The sequence below is a fragment of the Citreicoccus inhibens genome (assembly GCF_019039035.1).
In the GTDB taxonomy this organism is placed as follows: domain Bacteria; phylum Myxococcota; class Myxococcia; order Myxococcales; family Myxococcaceae; genus Citreicoccus; species Citreicoccus inhibens.
In genome coordinates, this window is the sequence record NZ_JAHNZT010000014.1 from 90,121 (window position 1) to 111,214 (window position 21,094).

The window sequence follows — 21,094 nt, forward strand, 5'->3', positions numbered from 1 at the left end:
GCGTGCCGTCGTTGTCACGATGTGCGGGGAAGGAACGCGAACCCGCGATCCCAAGCTTGGGAAGCTCGGGGTCGCCGATGGGTGTGGGGGCATCCGCGGACCCGCGCGAAGTGGAGTTCCCAGAACGAAAAAAGGCCGGTGGTCCTTTGGAAAGGAACCACCGGCCTTCCATTCGTGAGCGGCGGAAGGGATTCGAACCCTCGACCCCGAGCTTGGGAAGCTCGTGCTCTACCAACTGAGCTACCACCGCAGAAGTGGGCCGGGTGTACCGCAGCCCTCCTGGACCGTCAAGGACGTTGCGGCCCTCCCGAGGCGCGACTCTCAGAATCCACGGGCCCTGGACCCGCGGCCTGCTCCGCGCCTTGGCCCCAGGGTGGCACGTCATCCAGCGCGGGTGTCCGCTGGCGGACCGAACCTCGTGCGGTCTCGCCGCCGTCGTCAGCGGAGTCCGGGGCGCGTGTGAACCGCATGGGTCCCGATACATGGCTCATCCGCATGTCTTGCCATGGCTTTGAAAAGACTCTCACAGGCTGCAATGGCAGGAACCCCGGCGTTCCTCGCTGTCTGGGGTGCGTGATATTGGCGACGCATGCGAATGAACAGGCGATGGCTCGCGGTGGCGTTCTTGGGAATGGCGCTGGGGTGGGGCGCCTGTGGTTCGGATGCGCCCTCGCCCGGCGCGGGCTCACTCCCGGATGGCGGCACGGATGCGGGCGTCTCGGGCGGTCCTGGAGGGGGTGACAGCGGCATCGATGCCGGAAACACAGGCGGAGCCGACAGCGGCGTGGACGCTGGAAGCACGGGCGGAAGCGATGGGGGGACGGACGGAGGTACGACCGTCGACCCCGCACTTGAACAAGGGGACGGCGTCTCGCGTGAGACCGCCACGGTGGGCGGAGTCTCGGTGGACCGGTACACGTGGACGGACGCGCAGGGGCGTCCGCGCACCGTCTCGCTGAAGCGCGAGTCGGCGTCGAGCCACGGCGGCTATGCCGTTCAGCTGACCTATCAAGTGAAGTCCGGCGCGAGCTGGCGCACCGTGACGGTGGATGGCACCACCGGGGGCGAGCGTGGGTACGGTTACTTCGTGGCCCATGAGCTGTATCGGAGCTTCGACAATGGCTCGTCGGGGACCCTCGCGGGGCTGCATGGCGAGGACGACTCGCCGCTGGGCGTGGGCTTCGCGGTGCAGGGGACGCACTCGGCCATCAGCGCGGGCTCGACCTCCATCAGCCATACCTTCACCCAGCGCTATCCGAAGTGGGGCACGCGCGTGGCCATGGCGGATGTGACCGCGACGACTCCAGCGGCCGCGAGCGCGCACCAGAAGTTCCTGGTGCCGGTGAGCATCCGCTGGGTCTTCCAGAAGGGGATGGACTTCCCGCGCATCGACACGCGGGTGGACTTGAGCGAGGCGACCGCGGGACAGCTCTCCTTCGACATGCGCGGGCCCTACGGGGTCGTCGAGTTCGCGGACTCGGACGTCAACGCGCCGCTCAACAATGTGCAGTGGGGCGATGCGCGCGGCCACTTCACCACGCTCGCGCCCGCCGCGGGCTCACTCACCACGCAGGCGAACTGGACCTGGAACGAGCCCATTGGCACCGTGCGCAAGTACCACGCGCTGCTCGCGCGCCATTCGAGCACCGGAGTGCTCTATGAAATCGGCCTCGTGGAGATGAAGCTCGGCGCGGACACGGGGCTGGTCCATGGCGTGTACAGCGACAACAACGGCACGACGAAGGCCGCGTCCGGTCACGCGCTGCTCAGCGCGGGCTTCTCCGAGGGCGAGTGGTCGTATCAATCCGCGCAGTACAGCGGCCTGACCACCGCGTCTCCCGCCACGGGGAAGAAGTTCGCGTGGGGAACGAGCCCGTTCTACGGCTCCTCGCTCTCCACGGTCTACTTGAGCTCCGACTTCAGCACCCCCATCGCCGCGTTCCCGGCGTCGAAGCTCCTGACGTCACGGACGTGTCTGGTGCTCGGCGTCTCCACGTTCACGGACGCGAGCCCGAAGTCGCTCACGCGTGTGACGGCGGAGAGCGCTTCGCCCAGCTGCGCGACGGCCGAGCCGCTCTGAGTGGCCACCGTGCCTCGCGCCCCGGGTGGAAGTCCGGGGCGCGGGGCTCCCGTGCTACTCCGCCTCTTCGACGGTGAGCTGGTACGAGTCCTGGAAATTGGCCTCGCGGTTCTTCGCGTCGCGGACCTCCAGGATGTAGACGCCGGGCTCGGCGCTGTAGCGGATGACCTCGGGCTGATCTCCCTTGGCGCGGTCCGCCGTCTGCACCAGCGACAGCTTCCCGTCCGGCCCCATGCGGTGCAGGTACAGGCCCACGTCCACCTTGAGGATGCCCAGCAGCGTGGCCTTCAGCGACGTGCGCACCGGCCGGTCCGACAGGTCCAGCCGGAAGTAGTCCACGTCCTTCACGGGATACACGGTGCCGCGCACGGCCTTGCCAGGCGTGAGGTCCTGCGCGCGGTCCGGGGTGTTGTTGGGCTCGCGCTCCTCGCTGCCGTTGTCCGGCACGGTGGTGACGGTGATGCGGTAGGGCTGATCCGGGTTCTCGAAGTCCTTCACCCACTTGCCGTCCACCTTGCGCGACGCGCCTTCCACCCGGAAGTAGCAGGTGTCGTGGCAGGCCACGTTGTTGAGGCGCTCGGGCTCCTTCACCGCGCCGTCGTTGGCGCGCAGCAGCACCGTCTCCGCCTTGCCGTCGCCCTGGGGCGGCTCCACCATGGACAGCACGAGGTCCAGCCGGTCCACGCCCGTGACTTCGACCTTGGCGAGCACGGGCTCGCGGGTGCGCAGCACGAAGTTGTCCACGTCACCCTTGGGCGACAGGAAGCCCTCGCGGTAGCCCGAGCCGCCCAGCGGCGTGGCCTTGAGCAGCTCGTCGTTGGGCTCCAGCTCCGCGTGCGCGCCCGCCTCTTCCTGGGACACGGTGAGCGTGTAGGGGCGCTCCGCGTTGAACGTGCGGCGCGCCTCCTTGCCCGTGCCCACCCAGCCGCTCTTCACCACCACGTAGACGACGCGGTCCGTGGCGCGCACCCCGATGTTGCGCAGCGCGAGCGCCTCGCCTTCCTTGCCGCGCAGGCTGAACAGCGTCGCCTCCGCCGCGGAGAGCACCGACAGCTCGGGGCGCACGCCCTCGATGGCGGACAGTTCGATCTTCAGCGCGACCGACGGAATCTCCGGCTCCACCGCCGGGCCCGCGTCCACGGCCTCCGCCACGGCTCCCGCGTCCTCGCCGGGCGTGCCCTCGGGCGCGGGGGCAGGGGGCTCGCCTCCCGCGAAGGTGCCTTCGGTGGTTGGGGCGGGAGCCGCCTCGGTGGGCGCGACATCGGGCGTCGTCGGCGCGGCGCCGCTGTCGAGCGCGGGCGGCGGCTCGGTGGCGCCGGGCGGCCCGGGAATCTCCACGCGGTACCAGTCCTCGTCGCCCGCGTGGCCGATGAAGGCCGTGACCGGCTGGCCCAACGAGAGGGCGACCGCGTCCACGGCCCTATCGTTCGGCTCGTGCTCCTCGCCGTCATTGGGCGCGCGGAACTTCACCTGAAGCGTGTAGGCCCCTCCCACGCCCTTGCGCGAGGGCGCGATGCGCACCCACCGCTCGCCGTCCACGTAGAGGTTGGGGAAGCGCTCGCCCTTGCCGTCGCCCTCGCTGTTGACGCTGGCGAGCCGGTTGCGGTCGCGGTCGTAGACCTCCAGCGTGATGTCTCCGCCGGGCAGACCCGACACGGACACATCCGCGATGCGTGGCGCGGAGGGCGCCAGCCGGTACCAGTCCTCGTCGGCCTTGTTGGGCTCGGCGGTGAGGCCCGCGGTCACCTGGCTGTCGCGGGTGAGGGTGAGGGCCTGCTCCGGCCGCTCGTTGGGCTCCTGCTCGGTGAGTTGCGCGGGACCCGTCTCCAGGACGCCGGCATCGGGTACGGTTGCCGCGTCCTTCTTGCAGCCGACCATGGTTGCGGCCAACACGCAGACCCAGCCCCAACGTCTCATCAGGTTCTCCTCCGCACGGTTCGCCTTCTTTTCCCTGGGGTGACCGGGTGTCAAGCACCCCCAACCCGGGGCCGGGCGCTTTCATCCCTCCCTGCGGGGCGCGGGGGCCCCGGATTGGATCCCCGCGCCGGGGGCGATCCAAGATGCGGCCCATGCGAAGCCTCCCCTGGGTGTGCCTGCTGCTTGCCTCCCCCTCGCTCGCCGCCGCGCCCGCGCCGGGGTACGCGCGGGCAGAGGACTACCTGGAGCGGGAGCAGCACCCCGAGCGCTACGCCCCCGCCAACCTGCTGGATGGGCGAGACACCACCGCGTGGTGCTCGCCCGGCGGGTCCACGGCCGCCCCCATCACCATCGGCTTCAAGGAGCCCGTTTCCGTGGAAGAGGTCCGCGTGTACACGGGGGACGGCACGAGCCGCGAGGCCTTCAAGGCCCACGCCCGCGCGAAGAAGCTCGTCCTCACCACCACGGAGGACTCGCGGAGCCTCACCGTGGAGGACAAGCGGGGGCTCCAGCCCGTTCCCTTCAACCCGCCGCTCGTCGGGTCGCGCTTCACGCTGGAAGTGGCGGAGCGCTTTCGTGGCGCGGAGGACGGCGCGCCCGTGTGCGTGACGGACCTGGTGCTCTACTCCGGAGGCAAGCCGCTGAATGGCACCTTCCTGGCGCCGCGCCTCAAGTACGACCCCGCCGTGACGCCATTCCTCGGCACCTGGTTCGGGGGCATGGAGGGCGCGCCCGAGCGCTTCCTGTCCATCTTCGCCGACGGCACCTGGCGCTTCTCGCTGGAGCCCCTGGAGGGCGGCGAGCACACCGTGGTGACGGGGACCTACATCGCCTCGGGCGGACGGCTCACGCTCGACGTGCCCAAGAAGGGCAAGGTCGTGGTGCGGCTGGAGCCTCGCGACGAGGCCAACACGGGAGGGCGGATCGCGCTGGACGGCGCGCTCCCCGAGGAGTGGGGGCGCGCCTTCCGCAATCAGCCCTGAGCGACTCCTGCCTTACAGGGCCGCCAGCTTCTTCTTGGCGCTGAAGTGCCGGAAGAACTCGACGATCTCCTGCATCGCCACCTGGATGTCCTGGGCGTCTTGGAACTCAGACTCCAGGAAGATGCCGCCGCAGGACTCGCACGTGTCGTAGTGCAGGGGATGCTGCCGGTCCCCTCCATCCACGCGCACCAGGTCGACATGGCATTCGGGGCACTGGCCCGTGAGGGCCTCGGCATCCATCTTGCCGCCCTGGCTGTCCAGCCCGGGGAGGTTGTTGTGGAGCAGGACCCGGTTCAGGTCCGCGACGTCAATCCACAGCCCGCCGCACTCTCCACACTTCCGCAACGTCTGATCGTCCCCCTCGAGATCGGCCATCTCGACGTTGCAACCGGGGCAATTCATGGGGCGGCTCATTCTCCTGAAGGGGGGAGCAGTGCTCCCGAGTAGATGGAGAATGATAGGTCGCGCGAAAATTGGGATGCAACCCGTGTGAGGGGTTCTGTTCTCAACGTCGCGTCCGAGACCTTTTGCACCCTTTCAGCCCCGGGCCTTCACCCGGCGGATGTCCGCGCCCAGGCTGCGCAGCTTGCGCTCCAGCCGCTCGTAACCTCGGTCGAGGTGGTAGACGCGGCTGACCTCGGTCGGTCCCTCGGCCCTCAGGCCGGCGAGGATGAGGGACGCGCTCGCGCGCAGGTCCGTGGCCATCACCTGGGCTCCGCTCAGGCCCTTCACGCCCTTCACCACCGCGGTGTGCCCCTGGATGGTGATGTCCGCGCCCAGCCGGTGCAGCTCCGGCACGTGCATGAAGCGGTTCTCGAAGATGTTCTCCGAGATGACCGACGTCCCGTTGCTCACGGACATCAGCGCCATGAGCTGGGCCTGCATGTCCGTGGGAAAGCCTGGATGCTCGGTCGTGGTGATGTTCACCGCGGTGGGCGTGCGAGGGGCCTTGCACCGCAGGCCGCCCGCCTCGACGGTGATGGTGCAGCCGGCCTCGCGCAGCTTGTCCACCACGGCCTCCAGGTGCTCGACCTGCGCGTGCTTCACCAGCACGTTGCCGCCGCTGATGGCGGCCGCGACCAGCAGCGTGCCCGCCTCGATGCGGTCCGGGAGGATGGCGTGGTCCACGGGCTTGAGGCTGTCCACGCCCTCGATGGTGATGACGGACGTGCCCGCGCCCTCGATGCGCGCGCCCATCTTGTTGAGCACCCGCGCCAGCTCCTCCACCTCGGGCTCGCGCGCGCAGTTCTCCATGACGGTGTGGCCCTTGGCCAGCGCCGCCGCCATCATCACGTTCTCCGTGCCGGTGACGGTGATGACGTCGAAGTTGACCGTGCCGCCGCGCAGCTGCTTCGCCCGCGCCTCGACGTAGCCCTCCGTCAGGTGGATCTCCGCGCCCAGCGCCTTGAGGCCCTTGAGGTGCTGATCAATGGGCCGCGCGCCAATGGCGCATCCGCCCGGCATGGACACCCGCGCCCGCCCGAAGCGGGCCACCAGCGGCCCCAGCACCAGGACGCTCGCGCGCATCGTCTTCACCAACTCGTACGGGGCCTCGGGGGTGATGGGGCCCGAGAGGGCGACCTCGCACACGTCCTTCTTGCGGCCGGTGAGGCGCGCGGCCTCGCAGCCCATGGTGCGCAGCACCTCGAGCATGGTGGCCACGTCCGCCAGGTCCGGGACGTTGCGGAAGGTGTGCGTGCCGTCCGCCAGCAGCGCGGAGGCGAGGATGGGGAGCGCGGCGTTCTTCGCACCCGAGGCCGCCACTTCGCCATGCAGCGGCTGCCCGCCCTTCACGATGATCATGTCCATGCTGTCCGCCGTCCTCAGCCTTGTGGCCCGCTGGCCACGGGCTGTGTCCCAAAAGCCATGCGCTCGCGCCGCTCCAGGTCCTTCTCCACGCGCGCGTCCGAGTAGCCCGCAGCGCGCAGCAGCTCCAGGACCGCGGGGCCTTGCGTCTCGCCAATCTCCATTGCAAGGAGGCCGCCAGGCTCCAGGAACCGCCGGGCGTCCGTCACCACGCGGCGGATGAGCCGCAGGCCGTCCGGGCCGCCGTCGAGCGCCATGTGGGGCTCATGCCGCACCTCGGGGGAGAGCCCTGGGATGTCGCCCGCGTCCACGTAGGGAGGGTTGGACACCACCACGTGGAAGCGGGCCTCGGCCGGGACGGGAGCGAGCAGGTCGCCCTCCAGCACCGTCACCCGGTCCGCCACCTTGAGGGCCTCGGCGTTGGCGCGCGCGACGGTGGCCGCGCCCGGGGACAGGTCCGTGGCGAGGACGGTGGCCTGGGGCCGCTCGGCCGCGAGGCTGATGGCGATGCAGCCCGAGCCCGTGCACACGTCCAGGGCCCGCGAGGGCGCGTCCTTGGGGAGCACCTGGAGGATGGCCTCCACGAGCAGCTCCGTCTCCGGGCGCGGGATGAGCACGCGCGAGTCCACCCGGAAGGGGCGGTTGTAGAACTCCTTCACGCCCGTGAGGTACTGCGTGGGCTCACCCGCCAGCCGCCGCTCGATGAGCGCGCGGAACGTGGCCAGCTCTTCCTTGGAGAGCGGCCGGTCCAGGTCCACGTACAGCCGCACCCGGCCCGTTTGCAGCACGTGCGCCAGGAGGATCTCCGCCGTGAGGCGCGGGGCATCCACCTGCCGCTTCTCGAAGTGCTGCGTCGTCCAGGTGAGGACCCTGCGGATGGTCCAGGTCTCGCCGCCGCTCATGCTTCGCTGCCGGGCCGCCCGCCACCGGTCTGGGCCTTGAGGGCCTCGGCCTGATAGTGCGTCCGACAGGCCGTGATGATGTCCTCGACCGAGCCCGCCATGATGGCCGGCAGGTTGTGCACCGTCAGCGCGATGCGGTGGTCGGTGAGCCGGTCCTGCGGGAAGTTGTAGGTGCGGATCTTCTCGCTGCGGTCGCCGGTGCCCACCTGCGCGCGGCGCGTGGAGTCGCGCTCGTTGCGGATGCGCTCCTGCTCGATTTCATAGAGCTTGGCCCGCAGCATGCGCATGGCCATGGCGCGGTTCTTCCCCTGGCTCTTCTCCTGCTGGCACTTCACCACGATGCCCGAGGGCTTGTGGATGAGGCGCACCGCCGAGTCCGTCGTGTTGACGCTCTGGCCGCCGGAGCCCGTCGAGCGCATCACCTGCATCTCGATGTCGGCCGGGTTCACCTGCACGTCCACTTCCTCGGCCTCGGGCATCACCGACACGGTGATGGTGGAGGTGTGGATGCGGCCCTGGGTCTCGGTGGCGGGCACGCGCTGCACGCGGTGCACCCCGGACTCGTATTTGAGGTGGCTGAACACCGCGTCGCCGGACAGCGTGAGCGTGGCGTCCTTCACGCCGCCCGCGTTGCCCGCGCTCATGTCGATGATGTCCGCCTTCCAGCCCTTGCGGTCCGCGTAACGCAGATACATCTGCATCACTTCCTCGGCGAAGAGCGCGGCCTCATCGCCGCCCGCGCCGGCGCGGATCTCCAGGATGACGTTCTTCTCGTCATTGGGGTCCTTGGGCAGCAGGAGGATCTTGAGGGAGGCCTCCATCTCCTCGCGCTGCTGCTTCAGGCCCGGCAGGGCCTCGCGCGCATAGGCCTTCTCGTCCGGGTCGGAGCTGCCCAGCCAGGCCTCCACCTCGCCGAGGTCCGCGAGGACCTTGCGGTAGGCGCGGAACGCCTCGACGAGCTTCTCCAACCCCGCGCGCTCCTTGGAGACCTTCTGGAGCTTCGAGGTGTCAGCGAGGATGTCGGGGTTCGACAGGTCGGCGGTGAGGCGGTCGAAGCGCCTCTCGACCTCTTCCAGTTTGTCAATCATCGTCAGTCCCGGGGGGGTATTGCCCCTTTGTCCGCCTGCTGGCAAGGGTGGAGGCCGTCAAGAAACTTCTTGGCCGCTCGGCCAGGGGCATGAAAGAAGATGCCCCGTCGCCGCCTCGTGCGGCCAGATTCACGCCCAACACGGAGTCCTTCCACATGCCTGCCCAGAAGGGAAATCGTTCCAAGAAGAAGCTGGCCAACCGCGCCAAGAGCCGGAAGTCGCAGCTCAAGCGCCGCCGCGTTCGCGCGAAGCGTGGGCAGCGCAACAACAAGTTCTAGCCCTCCGGCTCCTCCCTCCCTCGGGCGCGTTCGGCTCAGGGGGAGGGAAGCGGCCGGGCCCACGGCTCCAGCTCCGGGAGCATCTTCTCCAGCCCCGTCGAGCTTCGAGCCAGGAGTCGCAGCACCTCCTCCGCGTCCGCCCCGCTGACGGGCACCGGCTGCACCGGGAACTCCGGGTAGCGGTCCGTGCGCAGTGGCAGCACCTCGCTGGACAGATAACCGCCAGGAGAGAAGCGCGCCCGCCACAGGGCACTGCGCTTGTCCCGCGGGTTCCAGTTCCCCCCGAAGACGAAGTTGCCCAGGGAGTAGATGACCGGAGCGCCCCGGTGGGACTCCATCGCCTGGAGCACGTGGGGGTGGCTGCCGAGCACGCCCGCGGCGCCCGCGTCGATGGCGGCGTGGGCGAGGCGCACCTGATAGGGCTCGGGTGTGTAGTTGCCCTCGCGGCCCCAGTGGAAGAAGGGGAGGACGACGTCGGCCTGGGCGCGCGCCGCGAGGATGTCCTCGCGCAGCATGCGCTCCATGGCGGCCTCGTCCGAGAACGTCCCCGCGACGCCGGGGCTCGTGTCGGTGGCGTAGACCTGGGCGGGCTCGATGTTGCGGTCCCCGAGGAAGAAGTAGCCCAGGAAGGCGAAGCGCACCCCGTGGACGGTGAGGAGGGCGGGCTTGCGCGCCTCGGCCAGGGTGCGCCCCGCGCCGAAGTGCGGGATGCCCGCGGCCTCCAGCGTCATCAGGGTGTCCACCAGCCCTTGCGGGCCGTAGTCCATCATGTGGTTGTTGGCCAGGCTCACCGCGTCCACGCCGCCAGCGATGAGCACGTTGACCAGCTCCGGGCGCGCCCGGAAGTTGAAGTTCTTGGCCAACTTGTCCTCGCTGGTGGTGTACGGGCACTCGAGGTTCACCACGAACAGGTCGCCCGAGTCCGCGAGCGGCTTCACCTCGTGGAAGCCGTAGGCGAACATGTCCTCGCGCGTGCGGCCCTTGGCCACCTGTTCGTCGAAGTACGTTTCGTAGTGGTGGCCCACCGTCACGTCGCCGCCCACCACCAACGTCACGGGGTGGACGGCCGCCCCCGCGTCGGGCTGTCCGGTACTGGACCCACCCGGCGCCTCGCCCCCCGAGTCCACGCCGGCGTCCGGCGACAGGGAGGAGGGCGGCGCGGGCGGAAGCTCGGTCGGCGGTGGGGGCCGGGAGTGGCAGGCCGTGACGAGCACGAGGAGCAGGGCGGCGTAGCGCATGGGCGGAGGGAAACTCTACCTTGCACCGGCGATTGCGCGGCGCGTAGATTGCCCGGCGCTCTCATGGCCCGGGACAAGGACAACATCGCTCTGTCGGACGAGCACAACTCCCGCGGAATCGAGCTGGCGGACCGTGGGTGGCTCGATGAGGCCGTGAAGGAGTTCCGCAAGGCCATCGACCTGGATCCGAACTCGGCTCACGCGCACGACAACCTGGCGACCGTCTACGCGGAGAAGAAGCAGTTCCGCGAGGCGCTCGCCGAGTACCTCACCGCGCTGAAGCTCGAGCCCGACAGCGCCACGGCCCATTACAACCTGGCCTGCTTCCTCTCCACCCATGCGGCCGAGATGGCGGTGGAGGAGTACAAGGAAGCCATCGAGTTGGATCCGGAGTACCCGGACGCCCACCTCAACCTGGGGCTCACCTACGCGGACCAGGGCCGGGTGGAGGACGCGCTGCGCGAGCTGCAGGCGGCCATCGAGTTGGATCCCCAGGACGCCTTCCCGCGGCACGAGCTGGCGGCGCTGATGATGGACGAGGGGGACTACCGCTCGGCCATCACCCAGCTCAAGGACGTGGTGCGGCTGGAGCCGGACAACTTCGAGGCGCAGCTGGACCTGGGCATCTGCTACGCGCAGAAGGGCTTCTACGCGGAGGCCGAGCGGGCCTACGAGCGCGCCCGCGCGCTCAACGCGGACGACCTCTTGCTCAACTACAACCTGTCGGCGCTGTACGCGCTGTGGGGTCGGCCCAAGGACGCCGTGCAGTACCTGCAGAAGGCGCTCGCGGCGGACCGGCAGAAGGTCATGGGGTGGCTGGCGACGGACCCCATGTTCGATGTGCTCAAGGGCGATCCCGACTTCGAAGCCCTCTTCTAAAGGGCGATTCCTATGGAATGGGTATTCCTCGGGCTGGCGATCCTCCTGGTATTCGCCAATGGTTTCTTCGTGGCGACCGAGTTCGCCATCGTGAAGGTCCGCGCCACGCGGCTTCAGTCCTTGGTGGATGAGGGCACGCCCGGCGCCGCCACGGCGCTGCGGATGGTGCAGGAGCTGGACAGGTACCTGTCCGCCACCCAGTTCGGCATCACGCTCGCGTCGCTCGGCCTGGGCTGGTTGGGCGAGCCCGCCTTCGCCAAGTTGCTGGAGCCCTTGCTGGTGCCGCTCGTGCCGGAGGGCGCGCGAGAGACGCTGGCCCACTCGGCGGCGGTGGTCATCGCCTTCAGCATCATCACGTTCCTGCACATCGTGCTGGGGGAGCTTGCGCCCAAGAGCCTGGCCATCCAGCGCGCGGAGTCCACCACGCTCGCGGTGGCCCTGCCGATGCGGGCGTTCTACTTCCTCTTCTACCCGGCCATCTCGCTGCTCAACGGGCTGGCGGCGTGGGTGCTGCGGGTGTTCGGTCTGCACTCGGCCAGCGAGTCCCACGACGCCCACAACGAGGATGAGCTGCGCGTCATCCTGCACAGCTCGGCGCAGGCGGGCGCCATCACCACGGCGCGCGCGGAGCTCTTGGAGCGCGCGCTGGAGATGGCGGAGAAGACGGCGCGTCAGGTGATGGTGCCGCGCAATCAGGTGAAGTTCCTCGACGTGGAGGAGCCCCTGGAGCGCAACATCGCGGACGCGCGCGCCGCGGGCCACACGTGGCTTCCGGTGTGTCGGGGCAACCTCGACGAGGTCGAGGGCGTGGTGAACGTGAAGGACCTGTTCTTCCTCCTGTCCCGCGGCGAGCTGCGCAGCCTGTCGCAGGCGCAGCGCCCCGTGCTCTTCGTTCCGGAGAACGTCACGCTGGAGCAGCTGCTCGCCGAGTTCCGTCGGCGCAAGCGGCAGACGGCGCTGGTGGTGGACGAGCACGGCGGCACCTCGGGCCTCGTCACCATCGCGGACGTGGTGGCGGAGGTGGTGGGCGACGTGGCGGAGCTGGGCCGGCGCGTGGAGGAAGTGCGCGCGCTGCCAGGGGGCCGCTTCGAGTTGCCAGGCACCGCGCAGCTCGACGATCTGGAGGAGCAGCTCGACGTCACCTTCGACCTGAGCGAGGACGAGAAGGGCGAGGTGACGACCATCGCGGGCTACCTGATGGCCAAGCTGGGCCGCGTCCCGGAGAAGGGCGACAGCCTCAAGCTGGACATGTGGCGCATCCAGGTGGAGGAGGTGGAGGGGCCTCGCGTGGTGCGCGTGACGGTGGGGCCGCAGGCCAAGGCCTCCACGCCGCCCGCCGCGCGCGCTTCCGAGGTTCCGCCGACCTCCGGCGAGTCGACCTCGTAGCCGCGACTCAGCCCTTGGTCGCCGCCTTCTTGCGGGGGGCGCCCTTGCGGTTCGCGGGCTCGACCTTGGGCTCGGGGCGCTCAACCTGAAGCAGCTCCAGGTCCGTGTTTCCGGCGGTGGAGATCTTCACGATGCCCACGCCCGGCGCGAACCAGATGAAGCTCTCCAGCGTGCGGCCCTCCGCGCCCGGACGGCTGGCGCGCGCGGTGGTGAGGTTGCGCACCTTGAGGGCCTTGAAGCGGCCCGCGCCCACCGTCACCTCTTCCTCGCCCACCACGGTGGCTTCCTTGTCGAACGTGGTGGCGATGATGGGGCGCAGCCCATGCGGCCCGCCCTTGCCGGGCGGCGGCTGAAGCTTGACCGAGAGGCTGTTCTTCCACGTGCCGCCCGGGACCATGACGGACGGCGCGGGCACCGCCACGCCCTCGGCGTGCACCACCTCCACGTTCATCCCGGACGCGGACAGCAGCGTGCCCTCCAGCCCGCCGAGCGCCGTGCTGACGCCTTCCGCGGAGCAGGTGACCTCCGTCTGTCCATCGCGTCCCTTGAGGCTCACCGCGAGCGTCCCGCGGAGTCCTTCCGGCACCGGCGCGACGTCCTTCGTGGCGAGCACCATCCGCGACGAGCGCCCCGCCCGGTAGGTCAACCGCAGCCCCTCCTCGAGCGGGAACCACGGGTTGGGACAGGCCGCTACAGGCATGTCGGACCGGGGTGCTACGTCCGGAGTCGGAGAGGTTCCCACGAGAAGCGACAGAGCAAGCAGGGGGTGGAACGTAGGTCGCCTCCGAACCGGTTCACGAGAAGGTAGGGTGGCGCGCCGACGAGGCAAGCCCCCGCGCGTTGGGTGTCCGCGGCGCGGCAAGCAGCCGAACGTAGGGTCATGCGTGGCATGGTCACGCTTGATCGTCCGGAGTGCGACTGGTACTCCTGCCGATCGCTGCGGAGCCGATTTTTCGGCCTCGCGCTCACTTTCAACCCGCCTCACCGTCCCTCCATCAGGAGTCCGCTGGCATGCGAATCAAGCGCCTGGACATCACCGGCTTCAAATCCTTCATGGAGCGGAGCGTCTTCACCTTCGACGACGGCGTCACGGGCGTCGTGGGTCCCAACGGCTGCGGCAAGTCGAACGTCGTGGATGCCATCCGCTGGGTGATGGGCGAGCAGAGCGCGAAGAACTTGCGCGGCCGCGGGATGGAAGACGTCATCTTCAACGGCTCCGAGTCCAAGCAGCCGCTCAACATGGCCGAGGTGTCGCTCACCTTCCTGGTGGACGACACGGACACGCTGTCGCCGCAGTACCAGGGGTTCTCGGAGATCACCGTCACGCGGCGCCTGTTCCGCAACGGTGACTCGGAGTACCTCATCAACAAGACGCTGTGCCGCCTGCTCGACATCACCGAGTTGTTCCTCGGCACGGGCGTGGGCACCAAGGCCTACTCCATCATCGAGCAGGGCCGCGTGGGCCTCATCGTCTCCAGCAAGCCGGAGGACCGCCGGCACCTCTTGGAGGAGGCCGCGGGCGTCACCAAGTACAAGGCCCGCCGCAAGGCCGCCGAGCGCAAGCTGGAGGCCACCGAGGCCAACCTCCTGCGCGTCGCGGACATCACCAACGAACTGGAGAAGCGGCTCGAGGTGCTGTCGCGCCAGTCCAAGAAGGCGGAGAAGTACAAGAAGCTCAAGGCGCGCATGCGGGACATCGACCTGCACGCGGCCAGCCACCGCTACCTGGAGCTGGTGGGCGAGAAGAAGGTCCTCCAGTTCCGGCTGGAGAACCTGGGCACCGAGGAGCGCGAGAGCCTCGACCGCGTGAAGGAGCTGGAAGAGGCGATCACGCGTCGCCGCGCGGAGCTGGAGGCCGAGGGCGCGGCGCTGCAGCAGCTCGCCAGCGAAGTGCACTCGCTCGAGAGCGCCGTGCAGCGCGATGCGCAGGACCTGGCCTACGGCCGCCGCGACCTGGAGGAGACGGGCGCGCGCGTGGCCCAGTCCCAGGCGGAGCTGGACGGGCTCCTGGCGCGTCAGGCCGAGATGGCGGACACCATGGCGGCCCGCGAGGCGGAGCTGTCGGGCATCGCGGGGGCGTGGAAGGAGGACGAGGTCGCGATGCAGGTGGCGCAGGAGGAGCAGCGCCGCGTCACGCACCTGCAGACGGAAGTGGCCCTGCGGCTGGAGCAGGAGCGCGCGGGACTGGTCGCCGTGGCGGCGCGACTGGCCAACCACGAGAGTAACCTCGTCAACCTGGCCCGGCAGCGCGGGGACCTGGAGTCGCGGCGGGCCAAGCTCCAGGGCGAGCTGGATGCCCTGCGCGCCCAGGAGCAGTCGCTGGATCAGGTGCGCACCGACGCGGCCAAGCGCGTGGAGGACACGCGGCACCTGGCGCACGAGCTGGCGGAGCGAAAGGGCCAGGAGGAGGAGGCGCTCAACCGGACCCGCGCGGACTTCGCGGAGAACGAAATCCAGGTCATCGCGCTGCGCGAGGAGCTGAGCGACAAGCGCAGCCGCCTGGGCTCGCTTCAGGACATCCAGAAGAACTACGACGGCTTCGACCGCGGCGTGCGCGCCGTCATGGTGCGCGCGGCCGAGGCGGCGCGGGAGCAGGGAATCTTCGGCCTGGTGGCGGACGTGCTGAACGTCGCGCCGCGGTACGAGCGCGCCATCGAGGCGGCCCTGGGCGAGCGGCTCCAGCACGTCATCGTCGAGAGCCGCGACAAGGGCGTGGAGTTGGTGGAGTACCTCAAGGGGCACTCGGAGGGACGCGGCAGCTTCCTGCCGGTGCCCATGAGCGAGTCCCTGCCTCCGCCGGTGACGCCGGATTTCAACCGCGCGGGCGTGCTCGCGCACGCGCTGGGCGAGGTGACGTGCGAAGAGGCGCTCCAGCCGGTGGTGCGGCTGCTCCTGGGTGACGTGGTCATCGTGCAGGACGTGGCGGTGGCGCGCGCGTACGCGGAGTCCAGCGGCCCGGCCTGCACGCTGGTGACGCTGGAGGGCGAGGTGTTCCGCGCCGACGGCACCATCATCGGCGGTGAGCGCGAGGGCGCGGCGGTGGGCGCGCTCCAGAAGAAGCGGGAGATCGCCGAGCTGGCCGCCGAAGTGGCCCGGGTGGAGGAGCGCTACAACGAGATCCTCACGCGCCACTACTCGCTCCAGAAGCAGATGGGGCACACCGAGGGGGTCCTCAAGGGCCTGGGCAAGGAGCAGCACGCCGAGGAGGTCAACCTCGCCAGCCAGGAGAAGGACCTGCACAAGGCGAGCGAGGACCTGGCCCGGGTGCGCGAGCGCCTGCGCTCGCTGGAGACGGAGGAGTCCCAGTTCGCGCAGAGCCACACGGCGCTCGTGAACGAGGAGGAGACCAGCCGCGGCGAGGTGGCCCACGGACAGGCGGACCGCGAGGCCCGCGAGGAGCGGGTGCGTCAGCTCGCCGGCGAGATGGAGAGCCTGCGCCAGCGCGCGGACGCGGCCTCGGCGGAGCTGACCGGGCTGCGCATCAAGGTCGCCGCCGGCAGCGAGCGCGGCGAGGCGGCCCGCAAGGAGCTGGAGAGCCTCATCACCCAGCGCAAGGACATGGAGTCGCGCACGGGCCGGTTGCAGTCCGTGGTGGCCGATGGCCGCGCGAAGGCCTCCGAGTTGGAGCGCCGCACCGAGGAGCTGGAGGCCGCCCGGGAGAAGCGCGCCGGCGAGCACCGGGTCTCCGCCGAGCTGTTGGAGACGCGCCGCGCCGCGCACACCACCGCCTCGACGGAGGTGCGTGAGCAGGACACCCAGTTCCGCGAGCTGCGCGGCCGGGTGGAGGAGCTGATGCAGGGGCTCTCCACCATCAGCCTGCGCGAGCGGGAGATTGCCTTGGAGCTGGAGCACCTGGGCGCGGGCATCCGCGAGCGCCACCAGGTGGAGTTGGCCACCGAGCTGCACCGCTACCACCTGCTGGCGCCCCTGTCGCCCGAGGTCGAGGGCGAGCTGAAGGACCTGCGCGCCCAGGTAGAGAAGATGGGGGAGATCAACCTCACGGCCATCGACGAGCACGCGGAGCTGTCCAAGCGCTTCGACTTCCTCTCGGCGCAGCGCCGCGACCTGACGGACTCCATCAGCCAGCTCAAGGAGGCCATCGTTCGCATCGACGCCACCAGCCGCGAGCGCTTCAAGCAGACGTTCGACGTGGTGAACGACAAGTTCCAGGCCATCTTCCCGCGCCTGTTCGGCGGTGGCCGGGCCAGCCTGGTGTTGACGCAGGAGGGCCCCAACGGCGAGCCGGGCGTGGAGATTGTCGCGCAGCCGCCGGGCAAGAAGCTCCAGAGCGTCAACCTGCTCTCCGGTGGCGAGAAGGCGCTCACGGCCGTGGCGCTCATCTTCGGCATCTTCCTCATCAAGCCCACGCCCTTCTGCCTCCTGGACGAGGTCGACGCGCCGCTGGATGAGGGCAACGTGGGCCGCTACAACGACATGGTGAAGGAGATGAGCCGTCAGTCGCAGTTCATCCTCATCACCCACAACAAGCGCACCATGGAGATCGCCGATACGCTGTACGGCGTCACCATGGAGGAGCCCGGCATCTCCAAGCTGGTCAGCGTGAAGATGCGCGAGGCCTCCGCGCACAACGACGACAAGGTCTCCGCCGCGTAGCGCGCGGAAGCGGCGTCCGGGGCCCGCGCGAGGGCCCTTTCCGGATGGCTCGGCGACGTTTGGACAGACAAAAGGCGCGGGTCCCAGGTCGGGTCCCGCGCCTTCGTCATGTCAGGTCGGAGCGAGGCTCCGGCGGACTACTTCTTCTTGGCCGGGGCCGGGCTGTACGTCTTCTTGGGGCACACGGCCTTGTCGGCCTCGACGCCCTGCTTCGCGGCGGTCAGCGCCTTCTGCGTCTCGGTGAGCGAGGTCTGCGTGGCCGTCTCGGCCTCCGCCCAGGCCGGGTCCTTCGGCTTGAGGTCCTGCTGCACGAGCGTCAGCTGCGCCTGCTCCACGTCCTGCTGCGCCTGGATGGCGTCCGCGGTGCTGCTGGAGGCCTTCACCAGCGTGTTGCACTTGGTCTCGAGCTCGTCGAAGAGCTTGTAGTCCTTGGTCTTCTTGTAGCGGTCCACCACCGCGGCGTACGCCTCGGCGGCGGAGCCACGCGTGCCGCTGGCGACGGCCACGTCCGCGGCGCGCTGGGTGCGCACGAGCTCCAGCTGGAAGAAGCGCAGCTCGGGCGGGAGCGCGGTGGCCATGTCCGTCGCGGCCTCGGAGTTGTACGTGACGAAGCGGTACGGGACCTTCAGCGTGTCCACGGAGAGCTTCGCCGGCACCGCGGCCAGCTTCAGCTTGAGGCACGAGGCGAGCTGCTCACCCTCGGTGCTGCCCGCGGGGTCGAAGGTGATTTCCGTGGCCGTCGGCTGGCCCTTGGCGAGCGTGACGTGCGCCTGCAGCACGGGGGGCGTCTGCGTCTTGAAGGGCGCGTAGCACTCGCACCACGACTTCTGGGCCAGTCGCACCGCACCGGCGAAGTCCGAGCCGTCGTTGATGCCGTAGGTGACGGAGTTGTTGCCGGAGGCGGTCAGCTCGAACGGGATGCTGGCCGTGACGGGCTTGGCGCCGGCGGGCAGCGGGGCGGCCTTCACGCGCGCGTCCACCACCTGCTGGATGCACTGCTTGCCCTCGGGGGTGAGGTTCTCACCCTCGACGGTGTTGGTGGCGCTCTCCGGGGACACGGTCGACTTCACCGTGAGCTTGGTGGTGGCCGCGGGCCCGCGGTGCTTCGGGTCCACCAGGCACTCCATCACCTCCGGACGGGTGGCGAGGATGGCGCCCAGGAGCGCGCTGTCGTTGACCGGCTGGGGCAGCGTCACCTCGCGCGGGAAGCACGAGACGAGGTCGAACGGAGGCTGGTTGGTGATGCGCAGCTTCTCCTCGGTGGACAGCTTCTTCTGCTCACCGCCCTCGGTCTTCTGCTGACCGGCACAGGCGGTGGTAAGGACGATGGAGGCGATCGCAAGACGGCGCATCATGACGTGGGGTTCTCCCTCGGTTGGGGACAGCGGGGGGCACTCACTTCTCCAGGCCCTCGGCGTTCTTGAGGTCCTTGAGTCGCAGCCCGTTCTTCTTCAACAGTCGATAGAGGCTCTGCATGGACAGGCCGGTGCGCTGCTCGGCGGCCTTCATGTCGAAGCCCACCGAGCGCATGACCTCGGCGAAGTACAGGCGCTCGAAGTCGGCCAGCACGCGGTCCTTGGCCTCGTGGTACGGCATGCCTGACACCAGCGCGGACACGCTCGTCTGGGGCGCGGCTCCCTCGGGGCGCACGGCCGACTGCGCCAGGAAGTCCAGCCAGCTGCTGTTGCCCGTCTCCTGCATGAGGGCCCCGCGCTCCAGCACGTTGCGCAGCTCGCGCACGTTGCCGGGCCAGTCGTAGCCATCGAAGAGGGCGAGCGTCTGCGGCGTCAGCTCCACCGTGCTCTTGAGGCCGCGCGAGAGCGCCTGGGCCAGCGCCGGGATGTCGTCGCGGCGGGTGCGCAACGGCGGCAGGCGCACGCGCGCCACCGCCAGTCGGAAGTAGAGGTCGGCGCGGAAGCGGCCCTGCCGCACGTCCTCCTCCAGGTTGCGGTGCGTGGAGGCGATGACGCGCACGTCCACCGCCACGGGCTGGCCGTCGAGCGAGGGCACCTCGCGCGTGTCCAGCACGCGCAAGAGCTTGCCCTGCACGGACAGGGGCAGCTCCCCGACTTCGTCCAGGAAGAGGGTGCCGCCGCGTGCCGCCTCGAAGACGCCGCGCGCGGCCTTGTCCTCGCCCTCGTTGGCGCGCAGGCCGCCGAACAGCTCGCGCTCGGCCTTCTCCTCGGAGATGAGGTTGCAGTCGACGACCTTGAAGGCGCCGTGGCGCCGCACCGAGTGCTGGTGCACCGCGCGGGCCGCCAGCTCCTTGCCGGTGCCCGTCTCGCCTTCCAGCAGCAGGTTCATGTCCTCGCGGGCGATGCGGCGCAGCTCCGTGAAGACCCAGCGCATCTTCTCCGAGCTGCCCACGAGCTGCCCGAAGGACTCGGCGCCCGCCACCTCCACCTCGGTGGGGCGCGGGGCCAGGCGCACGGCGAGCTTCGTCTTGCCCAGCTCCACCTTGTCGCCGCTGGACAGGTAGGCCTGGACGACCTGCCGGCCATCCAGGAACGTGCCGTTGCGGCTGCCGGTGTCGCGCAGCATCAGCCCGTGCGTGGTGCGCTCGATTTCCAGGTGGCGGCGGCTCACCGTGGCGTCGCCCAGCACCAAATCGCTTGCGGGGTCCGAGCCCACGCGCACGAGCGCATCCCGGGTGACGACCTTCTTGCCCTTGTCCGGGCCGGACACCACCTCCACGGTCCACTCGTGGATGGGGATGCGGGTGGCGCGTCCTTCCTGCTCGGTCTGGACGGTCTCGGTGACCTCGGGCCTGGATTCGATCATGGGCGCTCGCCCTTCCTCTCGGGGCCGCGAGGGGCGGAGGCTCCCATCCGGCCTGGGTACGCCCTGTTTAGGAGGGAGAGGACATGACGGGCAAGACAAACAAGTCCCCCCGGAATGATCCGCCCCAGATGTCAGTCAGGGCAACAACACGGGCAGCGTGGCGCCGGATGCCCGCTTGACACGCGCCTCCACGGGCACAGGTGCCAGCCGCGCGCGGGCCAGGGCCTGGGGCAGGGCGGGGCGCCCATCCAGCGTGAGCACGATGTCCCCGGGCACCAGCTTTCCACTCGCGGGGCCCTCGCGCACGAGCAGGCCCGGGGGCGCGCTCTGCAGGGCGTTGAGCAGGGTGTCCTCCTCACCGGGGTTGGCGAAGCGCAGGCGCTGGTGGCGCAGCACCTCGGCGTCCAGCGCGTCGCGCTGGGACAGCTCCTCGGTCAGGTCCAAGGCCTCCCAGGGCACCCAGGCCACCCGGCCCATGGCGGGGGCGGGCACGCGGGGCTGTTGCAGCGAGCCGCCCAAGGCGCGCAGGGCCTCGCGGGTGAGCAGCTCCATCATCGCGGTGAGCTCGGGGGCGGGATCGGCGCCCTCGTCCGCGCGCTCGGCGAAGGGGTTCACGGCGGCCTCGGCGGAGACCTCCAGCACGAGCTGCTGGGAGGCCGGGTGCACCACCTCCACGTGGCCCACGTAGGTGACGTCCTCCGAGGCGGCATGGCCCACCGTGCGGCCCTTGGCGTCCTCCAACTCGTGCGAGCCGGACTGCGTGCGCTTCTCAGCCCAGGGGCGCAGCACCAGCGCGGCGTCGGGGCGGACGCCATAGGGGGCCAGCACGGCCACGGCGTCGCTGGCGGCCCAGGCGTTGTCGTCGTCGGGGCGGTAGACCCGCACCTCGGTGGGGCCGAAGAACAAGGCCGTGTCACCGGCCTCGGCCACGCCCACGGAGACCAGCCGCTGCGACAGCTCCACCGAGCGCCACGCGGGCGAGCTCCACCGGAAGCCGAACGGGTAGACGATGATGGCGGACGCGGCGAGGCGCGCCGGCGCGGCATCGGAGCGCCGCACCTGGGGGCCGCGGCTGCCCTGGCACGCGGCGCTGAGGCACGCGAGCGCGACGAGGGCCACGGCGGCGCGCGAACGGGACGAGG

General features: G+C 70.0%; 16 protein-coding genes and 1 tRNA gene. 6 read left to right on the forward strand and 11 right to left on the reverse strand.

All coding sequences use genetic code 11. The annotated features are described in order from the left end of the window. Nucleotides 1-177 precede the first annotated feature (177 nt). A tRNA-Gly gene (locus KRR26_RS18510) sits at nucleotides 178-250 on the reverse strand. Between the two features lie 345 nt (nucleotides 251-595). On the opposite strand from KRR26_RS18510, the gene KRR26_RS18515 reads away from it, so the two are divergent. Continuing rightward, nucleotides 596-2,080, forward strand: coding sequence for a hypothetical protein (locus KRR26_RS18515; RefSeq protein WP_217080433.1), 1,485 nt, complete (start codon nucleotides 596-598; stop codon nucleotides 2,078-2,080). 54 nt (nucleotides 2,081-2,134) lie between these two features. Here the strand turns inward: KRR26_RS18515 and KRR26_RS18520 are convergent, their stop codons facing one another. Then, nucleotides 2,135-3,997, reverse strand: a complete 1,863-nt coding sequence (locus tag KRR26_RS18520; protein ID WP_217080434.1) for an ABC transporter substrate-binding protein — start codon at nucleotides 3,995-3,997, stop codon at nucleotides 2,135-2,137. 152 nt (nucleotides 3,998-4,149) lie between these two features. On the opposite strand from KRR26_RS18520, the gene KRR26_RS18525 reads away from it, so the two are divergent. Continuing rightward, nucleotides 4,150-4,980, forward strand: a complete 831-nt coding sequence (locus KRR26_RS18525) for a discoidin domain-containing protein (protein ID WP_217080435.1) — start codon at nucleotides 4,150-4,152, stop codon at nucleotides 4,978-4,980. Nucleotides 4,981-4,992: 12 nt separating this feature from the next. Here KRR26_RS18525 and KRR26_RS18530 read toward each other — a convergent pair whose 3' ends face one another. The 4 genes from KRR26_RS18530 to prfA all read right to left on the reverse strand — a co-directional run bounded on the left by KRR26_RS18530 (nucleotide 4,993) and on the right by prfA (nucleotide 8,776). Continuing rightward, nucleotides 4,993-5,382: a zf-TFIIB domain-containing protein gene (locus KRR26_RS18530; RefSeq protein ID WP_120208555.1), complete on the reverse strand. Its 390-nt coding sequence runs from the start codon at nucleotides 5,380-5,382 to the stop codon at nucleotides 4,993-4,995. 135 nt (nucleotides 5,383-5,517) lie between these two features. Continuing rightward, nucleotides 5,518-6,789, reverse strand: a complete 1,272-nt coding sequence (murA, locus tag KRR26_RS18535) for a UDP-N-acetylglucosamine 1-carboxyvinyltransferase (RefSeq protein WP_120208557.1) — start codon at nucleotides 6,787-6,789, stop codon at nucleotides 5,518-5,520. 14 nt (nucleotides 6,790-6,803) lie between these two features. Beyond that, nucleotides 6,804-7,688, reverse strand: coding sequence for a peptide chain release factor N(5)-glutamine methyltransferase (prmC, locus tag KRR26_RS18540; RefSeq protein WP_120208559.1), 885 nt, complete (start codon nucleotides 7,686-7,688; stop codon nucleotides 6,804-6,806). After that, complete coding sequence (prfA, locus tag KRR26_RS18545) at nucleotides 7,685-8,776, reverse strand: peptide chain release factor 1 (RefSeq protein ID WP_120208560.1); 1,092 nt, start codon at nucleotides 8,774-8,776, stop codon at nucleotides 7,685-7,687. Before prfA ends, prmC begins: the two co-directional genes overlap by 4 nt. 155 nt (nucleotides 8,777-8,931) lie before the next feature. Here prfA and KRR26_RS37460 point away from each other — a divergent pair, with 155 nt between their 5' ends. Beyond that, nucleotides 8,932-9,054, forward strand: coding sequence for a hypothetical protein (locus tag KRR26_RS37460; protein WP_268905855.1), 123 nt, complete (start codon nucleotides 8,932-8,934; stop codon nucleotides 9,052-9,054). A 35-nt stretch (nucleotides 9,055-9,089) separates the two neighbouring features. Here KRR26_RS37460 and KRR26_RS18550 read toward each other — a convergent pair whose 3' ends face one another. Next, nucleotides 9,090-10,292 (reverse strand): CapA family protein, encoded by a 1,203-nt coding sequence (locus KRR26_RS18550; protein ID WP_120208564.1) that lies wholly within the window; start codon nucleotides 10,290-10,292, stop codon nucleotides 9,090-9,092. Between the two features lie 63 nt (nucleotides 10,293-10,355). On the opposite strand from KRR26_RS18550, the gene KRR26_RS18555 reads away from it, so the two are divergent. Next, nucleotides 10,356-11,171, forward strand: a complete 816-nt coding sequence (locus tag KRR26_RS18555; protein WP_120208566.1) for a tetratricopeptide repeat protein — start codon at nucleotides 10,356-10,358, stop codon at nucleotides 11,169-11,171. Nucleotides 11,172-11,183: 12 nt separating this feature from the next. Beyond that, complete coding sequence (locus KRR26_RS18560; protein WP_120208567.1) at nucleotides 11,184-12,557, forward strand: hemolysin family protein; 1,374 nt, start codon at nucleotides 11,184-11,186, stop codon at nucleotides 12,555-12,557. A gap of 7 nt (nucleotides 12,558-12,564) precedes the next feature. Here the strand turns inward: KRR26_RS18560 and KRR26_RS18565 are convergent, their stop codons facing one another. Next, nucleotides 12,565-13,257 carry a hypothetical protein gene (locus KRR26_RS18565; RefSeq protein WP_120208569.1) on the reverse strand — a complete coding sequence of 231 codons (693 nt, stop codon included), beginning with the start codon at nucleotides 13,255-13,257 and terminating at the stop codon, nucleotides 12,565-12,567. Between the two features lie 311 nt (nucleotides 13,258-13,568). On the opposite strand from KRR26_RS18565, the gene smc reads away from it, so the two are divergent. Further along, nucleotides 13,569-17,171, forward strand: a complete 3,603-nt coding sequence (gene smc / locus KRR26_RS18570; protein WP_217080436.1) for a chromosome segregation protein SMC — start codon at nucleotides 13,569-13,571, stop codon at nucleotides 17,169-17,171. Between the two features lie 137 nt (nucleotides 17,172-17,308). On the opposite strand, the gene KRR26_RS18575 is transcribed toward smc, so the two are convergent. The 3 genes from KRR26_RS18575 to KRR26_RS18585 all read right to left on the reverse strand — a co-directional run bounded on the left by KRR26_RS18575 (nucleotide 17,309) and on the right by KRR26_RS18585 (nucleotide 21,071). Next, nucleotides 17,309-18,526 (reverse strand): hypothetical protein, encoded by a 1,218-nt coding sequence (locus KRR26_RS18575; protein ID WP_217080437.1) that lies wholly within the window; start codon nucleotides 18,524-18,526, stop codon nucleotides 17,309-17,311. Between the two features lie 40 nt (nucleotides 18,527-18,566). Then, nucleotides 18,567-19,952: a sigma 54-interacting transcriptional regulator gene (locus KRR26_RS18580; protein WP_199723859.1), complete on the reverse strand. Its 1,386-nt coding sequence runs from the start codon at nucleotides 19,950-19,952 to the stop codon at nucleotides 18,567-18,569. A 135-nt stretch (nucleotides 19,953-20,087) separates the two neighbouring features. Continuing rightward, complete coding sequence (locus tag KRR26_RS18585) at nucleotides 20,088-21,071, reverse strand: hypothetical protein (protein ID WP_328707168.1); 984 nt, start codon at nucleotides 21,069-21,071, stop codon at nucleotides 20,088-20,090. Between the last annotated feature and the right edge of the window lie 23 nt (nucleotides 21,072-21,094).